Annotated in this window: 18 protein-coding genes; 7 read left to right on the top strand and 11 right to left on the bottom strand. The window is 32.7% G+C overall.

Annotated elements, in window-relative coordinates; translation table 11 throughout:
• Positions 1–30: 30 nt before the first annotated feature.
• Entirely contained in the window at positions 31–1,053 is a 1,023-nt protein-coding gene (locus J8L88_RS10140) for a type IX secretion system membrane protein PorP/SprF (RefSeq protein ID WP_118388970.1), read from the top strand.
• A 54-nt stretch (positions 1,054–1,107) separates the two neighbouring features.
• On the opposite strand, the gene J8L88_RS10135 is transcribed toward J8L88_RS10140, so the two are convergent.
• Both J8L88_RS10135 and J8L88_RS10130 read right to left on the bottom strand, forming a co-directional pair.
• Complete coding sequence (locus tag J8L88_RS10135) at positions 1,108–1,620, bottom strand: rhodanese-like domain-containing protein (protein ID WP_081415624.1); 513 nt, start codon at positions 1,618–1,620, stop codon at positions 1,108–1,110.
• 5 nt (positions 1,621–1,625) lie between these two features.
• Positions 1,626–2,801 carry a VWA domain-containing protein gene (locus J8L88_RS10130; protein ID WP_211060680.1) on the bottom strand — a complete coding sequence of 392 codons (1,176 nt, stop codon included), beginning with the start codon at positions 2,799–2,801 and terminating at the stop codon, positions 1,626–1,628.
• A 217-nt stretch (positions 2,802–3,018) separates the two neighbouring features.
• On the opposite strand from J8L88_RS10130, the gene J8L88_RS10125 reads away from it, so the two are divergent.
• A complete protein-coding gene (locus J8L88_RS10125; protein ID WP_233557468.1) occupies positions 3,019–5,268 on the top strand; it encodes a histidine kinase in 2,250 nt (749 codons plus the stop codon).
• A 38-nt stretch (positions 5,269–5,306) separates the two neighbouring features.
• Positions 5,307–6,041 (top strand): LytTR family DNA-binding domain-containing protein, encoded by a 735-nt coding sequence (locus tag J8L88_RS10120; RefSeq protein ID WP_027393475.1) that lies wholly within the window; start codon positions 5,307–5,309, stop codon positions 6,039–6,041.
• A gap of 7 nt (positions 6,042–6,048) precedes the next feature.
• On the opposite strand, the gene J8L88_RS10115 is transcribed toward J8L88_RS10120, so the two are convergent.
• The 9 genes from J8L88_RS10115 to J8L88_RS10075 form a co-directional block, all read right to left on the bottom strand.
• Entirely contained in the window at positions 6,049–6,576 is a 528-nt protein-coding gene (locus J8L88_RS10115; RefSeq protein ID WP_027393476.1) for a hypothetical protein, read from the bottom strand.
• Between the two features lie 180 nt (positions 6,577–6,756).
• The gene (gene murI, locus J8L88_RS10110; RefSeq protein ID WP_027393477.1) at positions 6,757–7,545 is read right to left on the bottom strand and encodes a glutamate racemase; all 789 of its coding nucleotides are present in this window, start codon (positions 7,543–7,545) and stop codon (positions 6,757–6,759) included.
• Positions 7,546–7,634: 89 nt separating this feature from the next.
• A complete protein-coding gene (locus tag J8L88_RS10105) occupies positions 7,635–8,144 on the bottom strand; it encodes an OmpH family outer membrane protein (RefSeq protein WP_027393478.1) in 510 nt (169 codons plus the stop codon).
• 43 nt (positions 8,145–8,187) lie between these two features.
• Positions 8,188–9,045: an OmpH family outer membrane protein gene (locus tag J8L88_RS10100; protein ID WP_027393479.1), complete on the bottom strand. Its 858-nt coding sequence runs from the start codon at positions 9,043–9,045 to the stop codon at positions 8,188–8,190.
• Positions 9,046–9,081: 36 nt separating this feature from the next.
• Entirely contained in the window at positions 9,082–11,712 is a 2,631-nt protein-coding gene (locus J8L88_RS10095; RefSeq protein WP_211060679.1) for an outer membrane protein assembly factor, read from the bottom strand.
• A gap of 4 nt (positions 11,713–11,716) precedes the next feature.
• Positions 11,717–12,454 (bottom strand): isoprenyl transferase, encoded by a 738-nt coding sequence (locus tag J8L88_RS10090; RefSeq protein ID WP_027393481.1) that lies wholly within the window; start codon positions 12,452–12,454, stop codon positions 11,717–11,719.
• 4 nt (positions 12,455–12,458) lie between these two features.
• A complete protein-coding gene (locus J8L88_RS10085) occupies positions 12,459–13,142 on the bottom strand; it encodes a DUF6089 family protein (RefSeq protein ID WP_027393482.1) in 684 nt (227 codons plus the stop codon).
• A gap of 100 nt (positions 13,143–13,242) precedes the next feature.
• Entirely contained in the window at positions 13,243–14,127 is an 885-nt protein-coding gene (locus J8L88_RS10080) for an NAD kinase (RefSeq protein ID WP_027393483.1), read from the bottom strand.
• A 40-nt stretch (positions 14,128–14,167) separates the two neighbouring features.
• A complete protein-coding gene (locus tag J8L88_RS10075; RefSeq protein WP_027393484.1) occupies positions 14,168–14,824 on the bottom strand; it encodes a CBS domain-containing protein in 657 nt (218 codons plus the stop codon).
• A 96-nt stretch (positions 14,825–14,920) separates the two neighbouring features.
• Between J8L88_RS10075 and J8L88_RS10070 the strand changes: the two genes are divergently transcribed.
• The 4 genes from J8L88_RS10070 to J8L88_RS10055 all read left to right on the top strand — a co-directional run bounded on the left by J8L88_RS10070 (position 14,921) and on the right by J8L88_RS10055 (position 19,319).
• Positions 14,921–15,634: a pyridoxine 5'-phosphate synthase gene (locus J8L88_RS10070; RefSeq protein ID WP_211060678.1), complete on the top strand. Its 714-nt coding sequence runs from the start codon at positions 14,921–14,923 to the stop codon at positions 15,632–15,634.
• A 3-nt stretch (positions 15,635–15,637) separates the two neighbouring features.
• Positions 15,638–16,405, top strand: a complete 768-nt coding sequence (locus tag J8L88_RS10065) for an alpha/beta fold hydrolase (protein WP_027393486.1) — start codon at positions 15,638–15,640, stop codon at positions 16,403–16,405.
• Between the two features lie 111 nt (positions 16,406–16,516).
• Positions 16,517–17,770 (top strand): OmpP1/FadL family transporter, encoded by a 1,254-nt coding sequence (locus J8L88_RS10060; protein ID WP_027393487.1) that lies wholly within the window; start codon positions 16,517–16,519, stop codon positions 17,768–17,770.
• 7 nt (positions 17,771–17,777) lie between these two features.
• Positions 17,778–19,319, top strand: coding sequence for a G-D-S-L family lipolytic protein (locus J8L88_RS10055; RefSeq protein ID WP_211060677.1), 1,542 nt, complete (start codon positions 17,778–17,780; stop codon positions 19,317–19,319).
• Positions 19,320–19,377: the final 58 nt, after the last annotated feature.

The raw sequence follows: 19,377 nt of genomic DNA, 5'->3' as shown, positions 1-19,377 counted from the left end.
TTTTCCTTTTTTTTAAACCTAAAGCCTCTAATGAATTTGAAGAAATATTATTTGTTGTTTGCTATATTGACCTCACAACTTATTTTTTCTCAGGAAGGAATTCCAGTTTATGCAGATTATCTTTCTGACAATCTATATTTGGTTCACCCATCTATGGCAGGAGCTTCTAATGCGAATAAAATAAGACTTACTGCTAGAAAACAGTGGTTTGATGTTGATAATGCGCCTAGTACACAATCGGCTAATGTTAATTTTAGAACTGGTGATAAAGTCGGTCTGGGAGCTATTGTATATCGAGATGAGAATGGGCGTTTCTCGCAAACGGGAGTATTTACGACTTTTGCGTATCATCTATTGTTTTCGAGAGATCGAACTGATCTTAATATGTTGTCTTTTGGGATTAGTGGAGCTTTTATACAGTCTAATGTAGATGAAAGAGGACTAGATGATCCATTAGATCCAGATCCTGTTATTATTGGAAGAGAACAAAAAAGTGGATATTTTAATTTGGATGTAGGTATGTCTTACCATTATCTTGATTGGTATGCTCATTTTACGGTTAAGAATATTTTACCTTCTACCAGAGAAATTTTTGATAATGCTAATAATACTATCCTAGAATCAAATAACCAGAGAAGGTATATTTTTTCGGTAGGATATGTGTTTGGACTATCAAATGGTCCTTGGAGCTTAGAGCCATCAATTTTATATCAATCAACAGATCAAACTAAAGAAAGTACGATAGATGGAAATTTAAAAGTATATAGAAGATTTGGAGAATTGGCTACATTGTGGGGAGGACTGTCTTATAGAAGAAGTTTTGATGGTGCAGAATTTTCTCAAACAGGTGCAGAAATTGAAAGTCAAAAACTTCAATATATAACTCCTTTTCTAGGAATAAATTATAAGAATTGGATGGTAGGGTACACCTATAGTTATCAATCCAATTCAGTTGTCTTAAGTAATGGAGGTTTTCATCAGCTGACATTAGGATATGACTTTGGCAAACGAAAAGAAAGATGGAATTGTCATTGTCCTGCCGTTAACAATTAAGAATATTTACATTGATAAAAAACAAAAAAGCAAGCTTTTCAAAGCTTGCTTTTTTTATTTAACGTCTGTTCCGGTAAATTTTAGTCGTTTGTCTTTTATTGGAACCAAAGATGATAATTCATAAACGTTTTTATAACCATATCCATATAGGTTAATATATGTAGGGATATTTAACGCTAAAGGAATACTTTTTGAAGGGAAATTTATAGTATCCCCATCGATATTATTATTACAATAGATTAAGATTCTGGTTTCCTTGTTAAGGATGAGTTTCGCTAATTTTTCTTTAGTAAAATCTGAAAAATTTAAATTGACTGCTCCTTTTAGATGTTTTTTGTTAAAAGCTGCTTCGGATCTAGTGTCTAATAAAATGGTATTTGGTTCGGTGGCAAAATCAAGGAACGTATCTAAGTGTATTAATCTCGATTGTCTATGTTCCATAACTTCTTCTGTAATTTCTATAAATGAATTATAATCAACTTTTGAGTGTTGTAGTTCATTGTTTTTTTGAGAGATCATAGTTATTGGGATTAGTAAAATGACTAGACTTTTTTTTATCGTTTTCATATGTTTTATTTTTTCCAACTAAAAGATTTTCTTTCTCCTTGGTTTTTAATCGCTTTGATTAATGCGGCTTCTAAATTGGCATCATCTTTTTTGTTATTATTTTTGATATACACCAAACGCTTCTTATTTAACTCTTGTATTTTCTTCTGTATTTCTTTTCGTTCATTACTTTTTTGAGCTACATATTGTTTTATTTCTGTTTTGGATTTATCTTTAAGCTCTTGTGGTAGTTCTTCCTTTTCAATTTCTTCTAATTCAAAATCTTTGTCTTCGGCTGCATCCACAAGATCCCAGCTTTTGTTTTTGTAGAATCCAGAACTTTTACTAATAGTTCTACTAACAGCATTAGCTGCGCTATATGATCTCGCATTACGATCTTGTTCCGCTTGTAAACCGATTTTTTTAGAACCTTCGTTACCGTAGTAGATATATGTATTGTTTAGTTTTCTATTTAGTTGTAAGATAATATCGTCATAAGGAGTAGCTATATGTATAGTTTCTCTATTATGATCAATAGCGCTATATTCTCCATTAGTAAGGTTGGCTCCATCTTTCCATTTAGTTTGGATGCCTTGCTTATAATTACCACAAAATATAGTGTTAATAGTAATGTCTTTCTCTTTTGCATCAGTGGCAGCATCCTTATAATTTATTGGACCTTGAGTAAATGGTTCATTACCCGCTATGAAAATTAATTTAAGGTGATCATTATTTTTTTTCCAATCAAGTTGATTTATTGATGTGTTAATTACTTTACCACAATATTCATTTCCTCCATTCGTCGTTAAAGAAAAAAGTTCTTTAGATATTTCATCTAGATCATCAGAAAAAGGTAGTACCTGTCTAATATAACCTTCTTGAGAAGGTAAACGATCGTTACCATATTCATATAAAGCAATTTGAAGTTTTATATTATAATGACCACATTTTGCATAGGATAACTCATTTACGATTTCCCATAATTGAGCTTTTGCTTGATCAATTAAACCATCCATACTGTTGCTAGTGTCTAATAACAGAGCAACCTGAATGTTTCTTGTATCTGGATCTGTTTTAGTAGTGTAAATTTCATATGATTTTTCAGTCTTTAATGCTAGGTTAGAATCATTATTGTTTTTAGCATTACAGGAGATAGGAACGATTAATAAGCATAATAGACTCCATACATATATTGTTTTCATAATTGTTACTTTTTTTAATTTAGGCTAAAACTATGATGATCTTTTTTAGATAAAAATCATTAATGAGCAAGAAACTATTATGGATGAGTGAAAAACGCTATTGAGTTAGGGAAGTATCTTTTTTTTATATAGAAATGGATGAAAATAGGAATTCTCGTCAAATTCGAATTTTAATATCCCATATAATTGGATTAAGTTTACCTTGACTATTTAATATATGATGAATAAATTTTATTTTATTTTACTGATAATGTGGTTTTTGCCAAATGTTGAGTACGCTCAGGATAATGCACGAACACTTGAGAATGCCAGTAATAATACTGTTACAATAAGAGGTACTGTAAAGGAAGATGAAAGTCTGCGTCCTTTAAAAAATGTAGAAATTAGAGTTATAGGTGGTAAGACATACCGCACTGATAATTTAGGGGATTTTAAAATACAAGCTAAAATAGGAGATCAGATTATTATTAGTCACGATAATTTTAACACGGTTTATCATACTATTCAAAGTAGAGAAAGAATTGATGTAAAAGTTCAAGAAGATCCAGAATCATTAAGTAGAGGAAGTGATAGAAAGCAAAAGAAATTATCCGCAGAATATGGATTACATCTTGCTGCTGCAAGAAGTTCTATGAAAAAAGATGCAACCACTAGTATTGATTATGTAACAAAAGCTTTAGAAACCATAGAAGATGGTGATACTTTTGGAGATGAGAAAAAGGCTGAACTTTTTGAGACTTTGGGTGATATTTATGCATATTGGAAACAACCGGATTTAGCGGAAACTAACTATATAACTAGTTTAAGTAATAAGTTTAACGCCGACGTAAAAATTAAGTTAGGAAACGCTCAATTACAGATTAAAGATTATGATGCTTCTCTGCGAACTTTTAATCAGTTAAAGAAATCAAGATTAAACGCGACACAACGAATACAAATTTATAGAGGATTAGGAGATAGTTATAAAGGTAATGGAGATAACGAAAATGCAATTAGTAATTATAATATAGCACTGTCGTTTGCTCAAAAGAACAATGCCGAAGACAATGTTATTGAATTAAATTCTAAACTTGCAGAAATGCTTCAGATTCAAGGAAATCTTGATGATGCTGAAGAATATCTTGGAAATTCCGTGCAGCTTGCAAGTAAAAGAAGTAAAAAATCTTCAGCTATACAAAGGGCAAAAGCCGCTGATTTTTATAATAAGAATAATAGCTTTGATAAAGAGATACAGTTACGTAAAGAAGCTCTAGAGGATATTCAGGATATAGAAGAGAAAGAAGCGTTTAGTCCAATCAAAAAAGATAGTGTTACACGCGAATCTAATGCTGCTGAGGACAGAGCAATTACTTCACAAGTTCAGAATTATAAAATAGCAAATGCATTTGCTGCTCAATCAGAATATGATGAAGCGATACCTTATTTAGAAGAAAGTATTAAGAAAGCTGCTTCAGAAAATGATCTTGTTGTTCAGAAAGATGCTACAAGGAAATTAGGTGAGGTATATAGAGAAAAGGGAGAATTAGGAAAAGCTTCTGAAGCTTTTGAAGAATATGAAGTTATCATAGATAAATTATATATTCAAAAAGAACAAGAAATATCACAAGCGACAAGATTTAATCGCGAACTTGTTCAAAAAGCTAATCGTATAGCAACTTTAGAAAAGGATAGAGAGCTTAATGAGAGTAGGTATCAATTGGCATTTAAATCTCAAGAATTAGCCGAACAACAAAAAGTAATTATCTACTCATTGATTGGTTTATCTGTTTTATTGTTTTTTGCTGCTTATTTAATGTACCGAAACATAAAACAACAACGGTATGCTAATAATTTATTAGCGCTTAAATCTTTGCGTTCTCAGATGAATCCTCATTTTATTTTTAATGCTTTAAATTCTGTTAACACTTTTATAGCAACCAGCGATGAAAGAGCAGCAAATAGATATCTTACAGATTTTTCATTGTTAATGAGAGCTGTTTTAGAAAATAGTGAAGAAGATTTTATTCCCTTGGAAAAAGAAATAGAATTACTGGAGTTATATGTGCAATTAGAACATTTTAGGTTTCAGGATAAGTTTGAGTATAGGATAGATGTTGATCCAGAAATAGATATTAAACAATATATGATACCTCCAATGTTATTACAGCCATATGTGGAAAATGCTGTTTGGCATGGATTACGATATAAATCGGAAAAAGGGTTGTTGTCTATAGATTTTAAAAAGAAGGATAACGATACTATCGAAATAATAATAGCAGACAATGGAATTGGAAGAGAAAAGTCAATGTCATTAAAAACACTAAACCAAAAGAAGCAGAAATCACAAGGGATGAGTAATATCAAAAAAAGAATTCAGATACTCAATACTATGTATAAAGATAAAGTTGATGTTTTTATATCCGATTTAGCTCATGAGGAGGATGGAGCAGGAACTAAAGTTAAATTATTACTTAACAAGGATAATTGATTTTAAAAAATATAATAACTTATAAATAAATTAAAACTGTGAATTTAACAGCAATTGTAGTGGATGATGAGGCAAATAGCCGAGCGATTCTTAAAAATTATTTGAATAAATATTGCCCATCTGTGACGGTTTTGGGAGAGGCAGCCAGTGTTCAGGAAACATTGAAACTTTTGGAATCGAATAATCCGGATTTGTTATTTCTTGATGTAGAAATGCCTTATGGAAATGCTTTTGATTTATTGGAGCAAGTACCAGATAGAACATTCGAAACTGTTTTTGTAACTGCCTATGATCATTATGCTGTAGATGCTTTAAATGCACAAGCTACTTATTATTTATTGAAACCTATAGCAATTGATAACCTAATAAAGGCAGTAGATCATGTTGGTCATATAAAAGAACGTGAGAAGGAGTTACAAGATAAAGTATTAACTCCAAAAATATCTCCTACAGTTGATGGCAAGATTACGATACCACAACAAGATGGTTTTGAGGTATTAAAAGTTTCCGAAATTTTATATTGTCAGGCCGATGATAATTATACAAAGATATTTCTCAATCAAGGACAAAAGTTGGTCAGCAAAACATTGAAGTATTTCGAGGATTCTTTAAAAGAACATGGTTTTGTTAGAATCCATAAGAGTTATTTGGTTAATGTAAACACTATAGTAAAATATAAAAAGGGTAAAGGAGGTAGTGTCCAATTATCATCAGGAAAAGAGCTTATGGTATCTTCTTCTAAAAAAGGTACGTTACTCGATTACTTTAAGTAAAATAGACTCAATTAGCTATGGTGTTTTTGGTGTTGTAGGGTTCAATATATGCTACCGTTTTTCTTGTTTTATAAGCAGGAGAATCTAAGAATAATGTTTTTACTTGATTATCCCAATCTTTTATAATATCGAAATAACTAGTATTTACTACAGCCATAATTTGGTTGCAGTCATCACAAATATGTTTTTGATACTCCAGAAAATAATGTGCAAATTCATGAAATGCAACTACTTTCAATATTTCTGGATCTAACATTGTAATCCAGTTAATTATTATATTTTCTACGTTGTTGTTTTTATCTCTGGTTAACATACCTAGTGTAGATCCTTTGGATGAGACGGTAAGAGTATCGACTATATCAATATTTTTAAGTTTAAATAGTTTATCATAATATTGAATATTGTATTCTTTACAATATTCAAAGAATTTATCTAAGTGTGGTTTCAGTCTTCCATCAATTTTGACATCATTTTGAGCAATAATGGTATTTGCGCAAAATAATAATCCAAAAAGCGCTATAATGCTCCTCTTCATAATTACTATAGGGGTAAAAAGGTTTATTAATATCTTGTTGGCTGTAAGTGTTTAACAACTAATAGATTATCGAATTAAACAAAAAAATAATCTCAATGAATATATGAAGTGTTAAAAATCAACAAAATGCGCTTTTTTTAACTAAAATTATTAAAAAGAAGTTTTTTAATTAAGATACTTTTAAAACTCTAATTGATTAGTGTCTGTTGAGATATTACTTTTTTTAAGGATATTTTGAAGAACCGAAAGTCTTCCATTAGTAAAGAATATATGTGATCCTTCTGAAGCGTTTTCGTTTAATAAATCATTATTTGATAAAATAACTTTAGTTTGTCTTGCTACGGCCTCACCAGAATCGATAATTATGATGTTTTTAGGAAGAATCTTTTTTAAAACCGGAATTAGATAGGGGTAATGGCTACAACCTAATACAAGGTAATCTATGTCTTTTTCTACAAGAGGTTGGATGTAGGAAGATAAGAGGGTAAGCATTTCTTCGCTATAGATTTTACCAGCTTCAATGAGTTCTACTAAGCCTGTTCCGATTACTTCTATTACTTCTGTGTTATTAGTGTATAAATCTGATGTAGTAGCAAAGAGTTCGCTAGATAAGGTGCCTTTAGTGGCTAAGATGCCTATTTTTTTAGTTTTTGTTTTAAGAGCGGCAGGTTTTATTGCCGGTTCTATGCCAATAAATGGGACATCGAATTGATTTCTAAGAGTTTTTATAGCATTTGTCGTCGCGGTGTTACAGGCCACAACAATTATTTTACAATTTAACTCTAAGAGTTTTTTTGTGTTTTTAATACTTAGTGATATTATTTCTTCTTTACTACGTTTTCCGTAGGGGGCAAATTTACTATCAGCTAAATAAATTGTGTCTTCATTCGGAAGCGCAATTGCAATTTCTTTCCAGATAGATGTCCCTCCAATTCCTGAATCAAAAATACCGATTGCTTGTTTTTTCATTTTTATAATGATGTACTTCTCAAAAATAAAAAAAACAGTGAGTATTTGGACTCACTGTTTTTTTTATTTTATGTTCTAAAAGTAATTTTTTAGATACCTAAATCTTTTTTTACATCTGCCATTAAATCTTTACCATCAGCTAGGATAACTCCTGTTCCTGTTGTAGAATCTAATACATACTGAAATCCTTGTGCTCTCGCAACTTTCTGGATAGAAACACGAGCGTTTTCATATATCGGCTTTAACAATTCAATTTCTTTTTTCTGAAGATCTTGTAAAGCATTTTGTCTGTAATCACCGATACTTTTTTCAGTAGCCTGAACTTCTTGCGCTCTTTTAGCATTTTCTTCTTCTGTCTTAGAAGGAGCTTCTGCCTGGTACTTTTTCATTGTATTCTGTAATTCCAAAACCATATTTCTGATTTCAGCTTCGTATGTTTTGTTTAGTTTTTCAATTTCACTCTTGGCAGCTTTAAAAGCAGGCATTGCCTCCACAAGCTCTTGTGATGCAATATGAGCTACTTTGGATTGTGCATTTACGAAACTTGATGCTCCAAGGATTAATGCACAAGCTACTAATAGGGTTCTAAACTTTTTCATTTTAATAATATTAAGTGTGTTATAAATTTAAAAATTAATTTCTCTAATTATCGTTAGTTTCTCCATCTTTATTATCATCATCGTCAGATTGAGAGTCATTTTTTAATTTTTCTTTTAATGCTGTTATAGAATCTTTTTTTCTTTTTTGCGCTTCTAACAGTTTAGCTCTTCTAGCTTCAAATTCTTTTTTCTTTGCTGCTCTGATAGAATCTCTTGCAGCTTTTCTTTCGGCTAATAGCTTTTCTCTCTCAGCTTGTTTTTTAGAAGTTGACTTTTCTCTATCTGTTACTTCTTTTTCTTGTTCAGAATTTCTTTTCTCAGCTCGTTCTAATGCCTTCTTCTCTTTTTTACTGTTTACTTGCTTTCTTTTAGAAGCTCTATTGATTCTTAATAATATTTGATCACTTATGTCGTGTCTGTCAGCAGAATAAAGCATTACTAAGTCTGCCGATTTGTCAAATATGAAATCATATTTTTTATTTTTTGCTACTTCCTGTACTGCAACAAAAACTTGGTCTTGTACTGGCTGCACTAATCGTTTCTTTTGAATAAACAAATCGCCATTAGGACCAAATCGCTTTTGTTGATATTCTAGGATCTCTTTTTCTCTAAAGAAAATATCTTCTTCTCTTTCTTCGATTAATTCTTTAGTGAGAAGAACACGCTCATTATTGAGGTCTTTTCTCATTTCTTCAACTTCTTTTAATTCAGCTTCAATTTCCACTTTCCATTTCTGAACTTTTGTCTCCAAATCTGCAGAGGCTTCATTATATTCAGGTACATTTTCTAAAATATAATCCATATCGATATATCCGACTCTAATACCTTTTTGAGCTTCAGCTGTATTGGAGAAAGATAACCAAAGGATAGCTGCTAATACTAAAAGAACTTTTGTTTTCATGATCCTGTTTTGTTTATAGAAATAATCGTGCCAAAATTAAAATTGTTGTCCAATGATAAAGTGAGTCTCCCATCCATTATTTCCTGTCGTACCTGGAATTGGGTCAAAACCGTACCCAAAATCAATACCCAGCAATCCAAAGGCTGGCATAAAGATACGTAAACCTGCTCCAGCAGAACGATTTAATTGAAATGGATTGAATCCTCTAAAGCTATCATATGAAGCTCCTCCTTCTAAAAACGCCAGCATATATATGGATGCTGATGGTTTTAGAGTAATTGGATAACGAAGTTCTAACGAATATTTATTATAAATTGTTGCCCCATCTTCAACAAAATCTGGATCATTTGCTCTACTTAGTGGAATAAGTGATTGATTAGGGTACCCTCTTAAGGCTACAACCTCTCTTCCGTCAAGTGCTGTTGCACCTAAACCATCTCCACCTAAAAAGAATCTTTCGAAAGGAATATTTCCTCGATTATTGTTATATGCTCCAAGAAAACCATATTCAGCTCTTGTTCTTAATACTAAAGGTTGTTTACCTAATTTAGTTAAAGTTGTGTACCAAGTAGCGTCAAACTTAATTTTATAGTATTCTAACCAATCAAAACGTTCTTGATCTATTTCTCCTATTTCAGTACTGATCTCTCCAATTCTAGTGTTTGTAGGATCATTAACTACAAGATCTTCTTGCTCTGCAAGTAAATCACTTCTTTCTTCAGCTAATTCGCCATAGTCGGTTCCATCCCATATAGAATATGGTAATGAAAGTTTGGCAATTAGATTAAACTCTGATCCAGATGTTGGAAAAATAGGATTTACAGCTGTGTTATTTCTATTAATTCCAATAGTATAAGCAAGGTTGTTTGAAGATCCATCACCAAAAGTAAATAAACGTGTGTTGTAGTTTTTAAGATTATAATGCTGTATACTTACTGCTTGGGATAAAGTAAAATAATTATCAGGCCAGTTTAATCTTTTTGCAATTCCTATAGAACCACCAGTGATCAAGAATTTACTATCTCTATTTACATCTCTAGTTCTTTGATTAAATAAGAACTGAATCGTATGAGAAAAAGAAGTAGAAAGCTGAAATGGTCTTTTTCCTCCTAACCAAGGTTCTACAAAAGATAAACTATAGGTTTGAAAAAACTGACTTGCCTGTGCTCTTATCCGTAGGGTTTGTCCATCTCCCATAGGAAGTGGGCTGTAAGCTTCTTTGTTAAAAATATTTCTAATTGAGAAGTTACTGAATGCTAATCCTAACGTCCCAACAAAACCTCCACCACCAAAACCACCTTGTAGTTCAATTTGACTAGCTCCTTTTTCAACAACTGGATAATTAATATCTATAGTTCCTGCTTGAGGATCTGCATTTTGAAACTGAGGTTCTAATTGTTCTGGATCGAAAAATCCTAATTGTCCAATTTCTCTAACTGTTCTAACAACTAAATCTTTACTATAAATCTGACCAGGTTTTGTTCTTAAGATTCTATAAACAACATGATCATTTGTTTTGTCATTTCCAGTTACAGTAATATGATCAAAGTGAACTAATTTTCCTTCTCGAATTCGTATTTCAAAATCGATAGTATCATTTTTTACATTCGTCTCTACAGCATCAATGTTAGAAAATAGGTATCCATTGTTCTGGTATAGATTGGTAAGGTCATTTGCATCTGGTTTGGTATTGTCTGCAATCTGTTTCTCTAGTAAAACCCCATTATAGACATCACCTTTTTTAATTACCAATTGTCTTGCTAACTGATTATCTGTATAGACGCTATTACCTAGGAAATTAATATTTCCAAAATAATATTTGTTCCCTTCTTCTATGGCAAGATTTAAAGAAACACTATTGTCGTCTTCTACGATTAAGGAGTCAGAAGTAATTCGCGCATCTCTATATCCTTTTTCTTTATACTTGCTAATGATACTTTCTTTATCATCTTGATAGTCATTTTTGATATACTTTGAGCGTTTCCAGAATCTCCAGAATTTTTTCTGCTTGGTATTTTTCATCGCTGCTCTCACCTTACCATCAGAGAATTGCTCATTTCCTTCAACTCTAATTTTATCAACTTTTACTCTATCGCCTTTATCTATGCGAACCAACATATTAACTTTATTGGTAGGTATAGTGTCTTTTACAGGAGTAGTGTTAATAATAACCTTTGTATTAAGGAAACCATCTTTACGATATTTATTGGTAATAAAATTTCGAGTGGTAGTAATTAGGTTTTCTGTTACTTTAGCTCCTGGATTAAGACTATTGTCTTTTACTAAATCCTCAGCTTTACGTTTTCTAACACCCTCAATTCTTGCTTGATTTAATTCCGGAACCTCTTGAATATTGATCTCAAGAAATGCTTTTTCTCCTTCAACTTTCGTGATGTAAAAATTAATATCACTAAATAATTCAAGATCCCATAATTTTTTTATTACCGCACTTATTTTGTCTCCAGGTAATGCAATTCGCTCACCATTCTTAAGACCTGTGAAGGTAATAATAGTGTTCTCACTGTAAGTAGATATACCTGTAACTTTTATATCGCCAATGATATACTCTTTTCCTGAAGTTCCAGGCAAATTTTGTGCTGAAATTGATACCGTATTTAATAAGATTACAATGAATGCTAAATACGTAAAAGGTAATTTTTTTGTCATCTTTTTAACTAAGCTGCTCACTAGTTTTTCCAAATCTTCTCTCTCTTTGTTGATAATTTAAAATGGCCTCAAACAAATCTGTTCTTTTAAAATCAGGCCATAATATTTCAGTAAAATATAATTCTGCATACGCAATTTGCCATAATAAGAAATTACTAATACGTTGTTCTCCACTGGTACGTATTAATAAATCTACATCTGGTAGTGTTTTGGTATACAAATGCTCATTAATGACTGCTTCATTTATAAGATGTGGCGAAAGTACATTATTTTTAACTTTAATACTTATATCTTGAATAGTTTTTATTAGCTCTTCTCTGCTACCATAACTAAGTGCTAATGAAAGTGTCATATGCTTGTTGTCCTTAGTCTTTTCAATGACTTCCAGTAATTCTTTTCTTGCTTTTTGAGGTAAAGATTGGAGATTTCCAATTGCATTTAAGCGGATGTTGTTTTTTTGTAGCGTTTTAATTTCTTTTTTTAAAGAACTTACTAAAAGTTTCATTAAAGTCTCTACTTCTAACTTTGGTCTGTTCCAATTTTCAGTAGAAAACGCATATAGTGTAAGATATTTAATACCTATTTCGGCAGCCCCTTCTACTGCTTCTCTAACCGCTTTTGTTCCATTTTCGTGACCTACTGCTCTAAAAAGCCCTTTCTTTTTAGCCCATCTTCCGTTACCATCCATAATGATGGCTACGTGTTCTGGAATGTTAGAATTAAGTTGTTCTTTATTAATCATTATTTTAAAATGCACAATAACATGGTATTCTTCCCCATGTGTAGGATAATGTTATTCCAGTAAATACATACCAATCATTATTATCCAAATTACCAAATCCTGTCCCAAATGCACTGTCTGGATCACTACCATCCAAATTATCAGTGAATGTATATCTTGCTCCAATTTCTGCACCAAGTACCCAGTGCCTTCCAATTGTTTTCTTAATTCCAACTACCATAGGAATTGATGCGCTCCATCTTTCGCTGTAGGAGCTAATCTGATTTCCATTGATAGGATCAACTGCTTTTGCACTATAATTGAAACCGGTTAAACCTGTATATAGGTATGGAGTAAACTGTGGTTGAGAATCATATAGATACCAATCCCAGAAATTAAATTCCAATCCTAAAGAAAATTCTTTTACAGAATTATTAAAGCTGAAACCTCTTTGGACTCTTCTATCATCACCGTTAGCGTCATTTGATTTTAGATTAGCGTATAAAAAGGATGCTCTAAAAGCATGTCTTTTACTTCTATTCCATTTTCCAATTGCTCCAATAGCAAGCGCATTTGGTGCTATATAATAGGAAGATCCTACATCACCAATATAGTTAGAACCACCAAGCATTAGCCCAACCTCATAGGTTTGGCAGTTGATAGTTTGTCCAAAAAACAAAATTAATACAAAGGATGCTAAGTATCTCATAGATTTTCAAAAGTTTGCAAATATAACAATTAACTTTACTACACAAGAATTTGAGTAAAATAGTATGAATTAAAAAACACTTTTTAGTAGATTTTATTGTTTAATTACGTTTATCTTCACCCCAAAGCATTTTTTTTCTCAATGTTTTTAGGAAACTATCACCTTCTAAAACTACCATATTAATCTTAAAAGGAGCTTTTTTGATAACAACAGTGGTTTCATTTGGTAAGGTATGTATTCTTGAATCTAACGATACGAGATAAGTGTCTTCTCTTCCAGAAACCTGTAGTTTAACTTCTTTGTCATCAGGAATAACTAACGGCCGAGCATTAAGATTATGAGGAGCTATAGGTGTAAGTACCATACTTTCTGCATCTGGCATCATGACTGGACCGCCGCAGCTAAGCGAATATCCTGTGGAGCCTGTAGGCGATGATACAATTAAACCGTCAGCCCAATATGAATTTAAAAATTCATCATTAAGACTTGTGTGTACAGTAATCATAGAAGTTGTATTTCTTCTACTGACTGCAATTTCGTTCATAGCAAAATTTAACACTCCGAATTTATTAGAAGGAGGAACGGTATCTATAGTTACAATCGTTCTTGGTGATATATAATATTTTTTATCTAGAATTAAATCAATAGTATCTTTTATCTCTTCTTTTTGGATAGTTGCTAAAAATCCTAATCTTCCCGTATTAATACCGGCAATTGGAATTCCTAAATCCCTTACATAAGTAATGGTCCTTAATATCGTTCCGTCTCCACCGATACTAAAGAAAAGATCATAAGAATGGTCTAATTCCTCGAACGTGCTAAAATGGGAGTAACTTTTGTCAATATCATCATGAAGATCAATTAACTCAAGAAAGTTCTTTTCAATTACTACTTCGATATTATTTTTGTCTAGAGCTTCGAGTAATTGTTGGATGTATATCCCAGATTTTTCATGATAGAACTGGCCGTAAATACCTATCTTCATTATAATTTAGTTTGTTTAAGTTATTACTCGATGTCTTAATTTATATATTAAGGTATTTTTCTAAATATTGAGATCTTTCTTTAAGGTTGTTTAGGAAAGAATCTTCGTGGTGTTTAGAAACAATATTGTAGCTATATCTTCTAAAGGTTTGTACAATATTATTGATGTCACTGTCATTTATTTTTAACGTAATCTGAATTACATCATTTTCCATATTAGAAATGAAAAGTCCAAGTAATTTAGCGTTGTTAGATTCTACAATTTGAGAAACCTCACTAAAAGAATAATCTAAAACACCTTTTTCTACAATCAAAATATTGCCTGGTTCACTAAGAAATGGAGTTTCGTTAAAGAGATTCATGATGTCTCTTAATTCAAAATACCCTTGATAATTGTTTGCATCATCAAGAACAGGCATAATATTAGAGTGGTTTTGAGCGAATGATTCTAATATATCAAGCCAATTAGCATCAGTTCTAACAAAAAAACCTTCCAAAGCGTATACATAGGATTCTAATTTTTTTTCAGTTTCGAAACACCTAACGTCTGCTTCAGAAATACAACCTACATACGTTTTGTCATTCAAAACAGGGAAATGAGTATACGTAAGCTCATTAAATAATAATTGTGCATCCACAACTTTAGCAGAAGTGGCAAGTGGCGCTATTTCATTTACTATGTATAAACTTGTCTTCATATTCCCGGGGCTTTTTGTGCAAATTAATCAAAAATATGTAACCGAGGCACTCTCAAGTTCGTATTTTTGTTATTTATTAAAGTTATATCAAAAACTATGACAAAGTTAAGTGTTAATATCAATAAAATTGCAACATTACGTAATTCTAGAGGAGGTAATACTCCAGATTTACTTAAAGTTGCTGCTGATGTTCAGAGTTTTGGGGCAGAAGGTATTACGATACATCCTAGGCCTGATGAAAGACATATAAGATATCAGGATGCTTATGATTTAAAACCAATTGTACATACAGAATATAATATTGAAGGGAATCCAATTCCAAAATTCATAGAATTGGTTACTGATATTGTACCTACGCAAGTAACATTAGTTCCAGATTCAATAGATGCTATAACTAGTAATGCAGGCTGGGATACTATAAAAAACAAGAGCTTTTTGTCTGAAGTTATATCAGAATTTAAAAGAAATGGTATTCGAACTTCGATTTTTGTGGATCCAATAAAGAATATGGTAGAAGGTGCAAAAGAAACGGGAGCTGATAGAATAGAATTATATACTGAAGATTTTGCATCAGCGTATACAAAGGGAGATGAAAGTGTTATTAGTTCATATGCGGAGTGTGCTAAGATTGCTATGGATCTTGATATAGGTGTGAATGCAGGTCATGATCTTTCGCTGGATAATATCAAGTTTTTTAAAGGAAATGTTCCTGGTTTGCTTGAGGTTTCTATTGGACATGCTCTGATAAGTGAATCACTATATCTTGGATTAGAAAATGTGGTAAATATGTATCTACATAAACTCAAATAAATAATGAAGTTACATGCAAATGTTTTTGGAGAAGGTACTCCATTTGTAATATTACATGGATTTCTTGGTATGGGAGATAATTGGAAGACCCTAGCTAAGAAAATATCTGAACAAGGCTATCAAATACATTTGATCGATCAGAGAAATCATGGGCGGAGTCCACATAGTGATGAGTTTAATTATGAAATTCTTGCTTTAGATCTGTTGGAGTATTGTAGAGATCATGGGCTTGAGGATATAGTGTTGCTTGGTCATTCTATGGGTGGTAAAACGGCAATGCTTTTTGCTGCGAAGTATCCTGACATTGTTGATAAATTGGTGGTAGCGGATATAGGTCCGAAATATTATCCGTTACATCATCAGGATATCCTAGATGGATTGGATTCTTTAGATTTTGAAGTTTTAAAAAGTAGAGGAGATGTTGACAAAGCATTAGAGCTTTATGTCAGAGATGCTGGTGTCCGTATGTTTTTAATGAAAAATCTGTTTTGGAAAGAAAAAGGTCGACTAGGTTTGCGCATGAATTTAAATAGTTTGATTCGTAATTCTTCTGAAATAGGGGTTGCGTTATCGGAAGAATACTTGTACGCTGGCGATACTCTTTTCCTGAGAGGACAAAAATCTAATTACATAATAGACGAAGATATAGATCTTATAAAGAAACAGTTTCCTAAGTCAAAAATAGGGGAGATTTCTAACGCTGGACATTGGTTGCATGCCGAGAACCCTTCAGAATTTTTATTGACTTTGTTGGAATTTCTCAAAAATTGAACAAAAAATGTTATGTATGCATAATATTTTAATGATTTAGTTGGATAATTGGTATTTTCTACTAAATTTGGTGCTTTATTCTTATAAAAACAAAAACAATTTTAATTTATTATGAAAAAACTACTATTATTAGTTCTATTCGCCTTAGTGACATTGGTCACATATGCCGGTGGATATAGAGTTAGTGTGCAAGGACAGAGAGCTATGGCTATGGGGCACACAGGTGTTGCCGTGGTAAATAGTGCGGAGTTAGTATTCTTTAATCCAGCTGGTCTTGTATATTTAGAAAATAAGCTGAATATAAGTGCTGGTGCGAGCGGTATTTTTACCGATGTTATTTATCAAAATTCAGATCTTGGGATTTCTTCAGAAACTGATAGTTCTGTTGGGACTCCGCTTAACTTATATGGATCTTATAAGGTGAATGATTGGTTGGCACTAGGACTTGGGGTGTACACTCCTTATGGTAGTGAGGTAACTTGGCCAACAGATTGGGCTGGTTCCCATTTAGTAAATAATATTGAATTAGCTGCAATTTATATTCAACCTGTAGTTTCTATTAAATTATCTGACCAGTTTAGTATTGGGGGAGGACCTATTTTTGTTACAGGTTCTGTGAATTTTAATAGAAATGCTAATAGAACGACTACGGATATTGATGGAAATCGTGCTAATATTACTATAGATGATTCTGGAGTTAATAATTGGGGTTGGAGCGTAAGTGCTATGTTTAACCCAACAGAAAATTTTAGATTAGGATTTAGTTACCGTAGTGAAATTATTCTTGAAGCAGAAGGTGGAGAGGCGACTTTTTCTAATTTCCCTGTTACTACTGCTCCCGGTGTTCCTGCAAATGGAACTACTACTTTTAACGCAGAATTGCCATTGCCTGCGGAATTGACAGTAGGACTTTCTTATCAGTTCCATGATAAGTGGTTGTTTGCTTTTGATTATAACAGACAGTTCTGGGATGTGTACGAATCTTTAGATTTACAGTTTGGTAATGGAGCAACTTCTATTAATCCACGTAATTATAAGAACTCTTCGGTTTATCGTTTTGGATTGCAATATGACGCAACTTCTAAGATTTCACTTCGTGCAGGATACTATATTGATGAATCTCCTGTTCAATCTGGATTTTTTGCACCAGAAACACCTCGTAACGATTCTCAAGGTTTTTCAGGAGGTGTAAGTTTTGCAATTACTCCTAAGTTAGCAATTGACGCTTCTTTCTTTTATCTAAGGTTTGAAGAGGTTGATGCATCCTACGATTTTTATGAAGAAAATGGGCAGAATGTTCCATTTGGAGGAACATATAAATCAAGCGCATTTGCGCCAGGACTTGGTTTAACTTATAAATTATAAAATGAAGATGAAAAACAATATAAAATATTTAGCAATTCTGGCATTAGGTTTAGTAGCTTGTGAGCCAGAGTTTGACAATCCAATTGATGATGCTGGTGTGTATACTAGTGGAGAAGCTGATTTTTCTAATTATGTAGCTTTAGGAAATTCGCTAACTGCTGGTTTTGCAGATAATGCTTTGTATATAACGGGGCAAGAGAATTCATACCCAAACATATTATCTCAACAATTTGCTTTAGCAGGTGGAGGAGACTTTACCCAGCCTTTAATGGCGGATAATGCTGGTGGAGCCTTATTGGGAGGGACTCAGATTTTAGGAAATAGATTGGTATTAGCTTTTGATGCAGACGGTAATCCTGGCCCTACACCTTACACAGGCGCGATGCCGACAACTGAAATATCAAATAACCTAGGTGCTTCTTTTAATAATATGGGAGTTCCAGGAGCTAAAAGTTTTCATTTAGCTGCTCCTGGATATGGAAATGTTGCAGGTGTTGCTGCAGGTTTAGCAAACCCTTATTTTGCTAGATTTGCTTCTTCTGCAGACGCTACAGTTATTGCAGATGCAGTTGCACAAAGTCCAACATTCTTTAGTTTATGGATAGGTAATAATGACATCTTAAGTTATGCTACTTCCGGAGGTGTGGGAGAAGATCACAATGTTACTGGAAATATAGATCCTACTACTTATGGAGGAAGTGATATTACTAATAGTAATGTTTTTGCTTCTGTTTATAGTAATTTGTTAGATGCTCTTACTGCAAATGGAGCAAAAGGTGTAGTTCTTAATTTGCCAAGTGTAACATCACTTCCATTTTTTACAACTGTACCAACTAATGCAGTACCTTTAGATGCGCAGACTGCTGCGTTTTTAAATTCGCAATTTGCTGCTTATAATACTCAAATACTTCCTGGATTGGCGGGACTTGGTGTAATAACTGCTGAAGAAGCTGGAAGCAGACAAATTAATTTTGTAGCTGGTCAGAACTTTGTAACTATAGTAGATGAATCATTAACTGATATCTCAACAATTATACAAGGAGCTCCTTTTAACTTAGATTCTCAAACAGCTGGGCTTTTAGGTCAATTAAGACAGGCTACTTCTTCAGACTTAATTCCATTAACATCAGCAGGTAATATAGGTGTTGATCTTACAGGAGACGGTAGTTTGATTACAGGGGTTTCCGTTCCTTTAGGAGATGCTGATGTATTAACAGAAGCAGAACAAGCTGCAGTAACTAGTGCTCAGGATTCTTTTAACGCTACTATAAGAGCATTAGCGGCTGCTAATGGTCTAGCTTTTGTAGATGTAAAGTCAATCTTAAGTCAGGCTGCGGGTAGTGGTATTCCTTTTGATTCTGGAGTTGTAACTTCAGCTTTTGTAACTGGTGGTGGATTCTCTTTAGATGGAGTGCATCCTACACCAAGAGCACATGCGATTTTAACGAATGCAGTGCTAGAAGAGATCGAAGAAACTTATGGAGCTACTTTGCCTTCTGTTAATCCTGGAGACTACGGAACTGTTACACTTAGTAACGAGGTGAATTAATTTGCTTTAAGTTAATATAAAATATATAAGCCTGCTATTATTTTAATAGCAGGTTTTT

The sequence above is a fragment of the Aquimarina sp. MMG015 genome (genome assembly GCF_018100855.1).
In the GTDB taxonomy this organism is placed as follows: Bacteria; Bacteroidota; Bacteroidia; order Flavobacteriales; family Flavobacteriaceae; genus Aquimarina; species Aquimarina latercula.
The sequence above is the reverse complement of the archived record's forward strand: the minus strand, read 5'-3'. Positions and strand labels throughout refer to the sequence as shown.